Source organism: Acidimicrobiales bacterium, assembly GCA_035540975.1.
Taxonomy (GTDB): domain Bacteria; phylum Actinomycetota; class Acidimicrobiia; order Acidimicrobiales.
Genome location: DATLFN010000159.1, coordinates 1 through 2,022 on the forward strand (window position 1 = coordinate 1; position 2,022 = coordinate 2,022).

Consider the following 2,022-nt stretch of genomic DNA (forward strand, 5'->3'; position numbering starts at 1 on the left):
GCACCGGCCGCCTCCGAGCCGCCGTCGGCGATCCTCCCCCGGCCCCGGGTGCCCCGACCGGTCGGCCCCCCGCCGGTCCGGGCCGCCACGCCAGCTCCCGGGCCGGATGGCGATGGCGTCACCCCGCCGGTGCGGCCCACCCGGTTCGCCGCCGCCGCCGACCCGCACCCGGCGGCCGACCTGCCGGTGCGCAGCTCGCGGGCCGACGAGTTCCAGCGTCACCTCGACCGGGCGACGGCCGCCGGCCTGGTCCGGCGGGTCCCCAGGGCGTCGCTGCCGCCCGACACGGGGCGAGGTGCCCAGCCGCCCGCCGCCCCGACCGAGACCGGTCCGCCCGCCGCGCGGCTCCCGGACGAGGTCCGCAGCCTGCTCTCCAGCTACCGCTCCGGCGTCCGCCGTGGACGCCTGGACGACATCGCAGACGAGTACTCGACGTCCCAGGAGGGGTCATGAACGAGGCCGACGGGCAGCGCAACCTGGACTGGATGGTCTCCACCTTCGTCCGCAAGGTGCCCGGCATCAAGGAGGCGGTCGTCGTCTCGTCCGACGGGCTCCTGCTGGCGCTGTCGCCCGGCCTCGAACGGGCCGGGGCCGACCGCTTCGCGGCGGTCGCCTCGGGCCTGATCGGGCTCGCCTACGGCGCCGTCGGGCCCCTGGGCGGCGGCAGGGTCAACGAGATCATCGTCGAGATGGAGCAGGCGTTCCTGCTCGTGACGTCCATCAGCGACGGCAGCTGCTTCGCCGTCGTCGCCTCCGCCGAGTGCGACATCGGCCTCGTCGGGTACGAGATGGCGCTGTTCGTGCGCCGGGCCGGCGCCATGCTCACCCCCGGGCTCCGGGCCGAGCTCCAGCGCGCCCTTCCGGGATAGGGCGTGGGCGTGAAGGCCTCGGGGCGGCTGCTCCGCCCGTACGCGATCACCGGTGGGCGCGCCCGGGCGTCGGCCCACCTCGCCATGGAGGCGCTGGTCGTGACGTCGGCCGACGACGCCGGCCGGGGCCGCCTGGTGCTGGAGCGGAGAACCGTCGCCGACCTGGCCGTCACGCCGATCTCCGTGGCGGAGATCTCGGCCCACCTGCAGGTCCCCCTGGGCGTCGCCCGTGTCCTGGTGAGCGACATGGCCGACGAGGGGCTCGTCCGCGTCCACCACGCCCGCGTCGACGGACGTCCCGACATCGCACTCCTGGAAAGGGTCCTCCATGGCATCCGTGCCCTCTGAGCCGGTCGCCGCCTCCGCGCCGCGACCCGTGAAGATCGTCGTGGCCGGTGGCTTCGCCGTCGGCAAGACGACGTTCGTGGGTTCCATCTCGGAGATCCAGCCGCTCACGACGGAGGCGGCGATGACCGACGCCAGCGCCGCCGTCGACGACGCCGGGCAGGCGGTGAGGAAGACGACGACGACCGTCGCCATGGACTTCGGCCGCATCACCCTCGACGCCGACCTGCGCCTCTACCTGTTCGGCACACCGGGCCAGACGAGGTTCTGGTTCATGTGGGACGACCTCGTGCGGGGCGCCATCGGCGCCGTCGTCCTCGTCGACACCCGGCGGGTGGCCGACTGCTTCCCGGCCATCGACTACTTCGAGCAGTGCGGGCTGCCGTTCATCGTGGCCGTCAACCGGTTCAACGGCGTCGCCGCTCACCGGGAGCCCGCCGTGCGCGAGGCGCTCGCCATCGCCGACGACGTACCGATCGTGTTCTGCGACGCTCGCATCCGCCAGTCGGCGAAGGAGACGTTGGTCTCCCTGGTGGAGCACGTCCTCGCCGGCGTCGGGCGGTGACGCCGGCGCCCGGCGCCGCGGCTGACGGGCCCACCCTTCCCGTCGCTCCCTCGCCGGGCTGCTGCGGAACGGCCCGGTGGCCGCGACCGCCTGTCGCTGAGGAGAAGGCGCTCAGCCCCGCCGCCGGCCCTTGCGGCCGCGGTTCGGGATGATGTCGTCGCCCGTCCATGCCTTCGCCGCGGCGGGCGCGGCCGGCGGGGCGGCCGGGTCCGGGGCGGACGCGGGGGCGGACGCGGGAGCGGC

General features: G+C 75.2%; 4 protein-coding genes. All 4 read left to right on the forward strand.

Annotation, left to right across the window (positions count from 1 at the left end):
• Nucleotides 1-453, forward strand: a 453-nt coding sequence (locus tag VM242_15765) for a hypothetical protein (GenBank protein ID HVM06615.1), incomplete at its 5' end; no start/stop codon positions are given.
• The gene (locus VM242_15770) at nucleotides 450-869 is read left to right on the forward strand and encodes a roadblock/LC7 domain-containing protein (GenBank protein HVM06616.1); all 420 of its coding nucleotides are present in this window, start codon (nucleotides 450-452) and stop codon (nucleotides 867-869) included. The genes VM242_15765 and VM242_15770, both read left to right, overlap by 4 nt.
• 9 nt (nucleotides 870-878) lie before the next feature.
• The gene (locus VM242_15775) at nucleotides 879-1,217 is read left to right on the forward strand and encodes a DUF742 domain-containing protein (GenBank protein ID HVM06617.1); all 339 of its coding nucleotides are present in this window, start codon (nucleotides 879-881) and stop codon (nucleotides 1,215-1,217) included.
• Nucleotides 1,207-1,779, forward strand: coding sequence for an ATP/GTP-binding protein (locus VM242_15780; protein ID HVM06618.1), 573 nt, complete (start codon nucleotides 1,207-1,209; stop codon nucleotides 1,777-1,779). Before VM242_15775 ends, VM242_15780 begins: the two co-directional genes overlap by 11 nt.
• The last annotated feature ends 243 nt before the right edge of the window (nucleotides 1,780-2,022 follow it).

Bases quoted from the DNA above. Each gene is read 5' to 3' on its own strand.
- VM242_15770 (HVM06616.1), top strand. From the start codon at position 450: ATGAACGAGGCCGACGGGCAGCGCAACCTGGACTGGATGGTCTCCACC.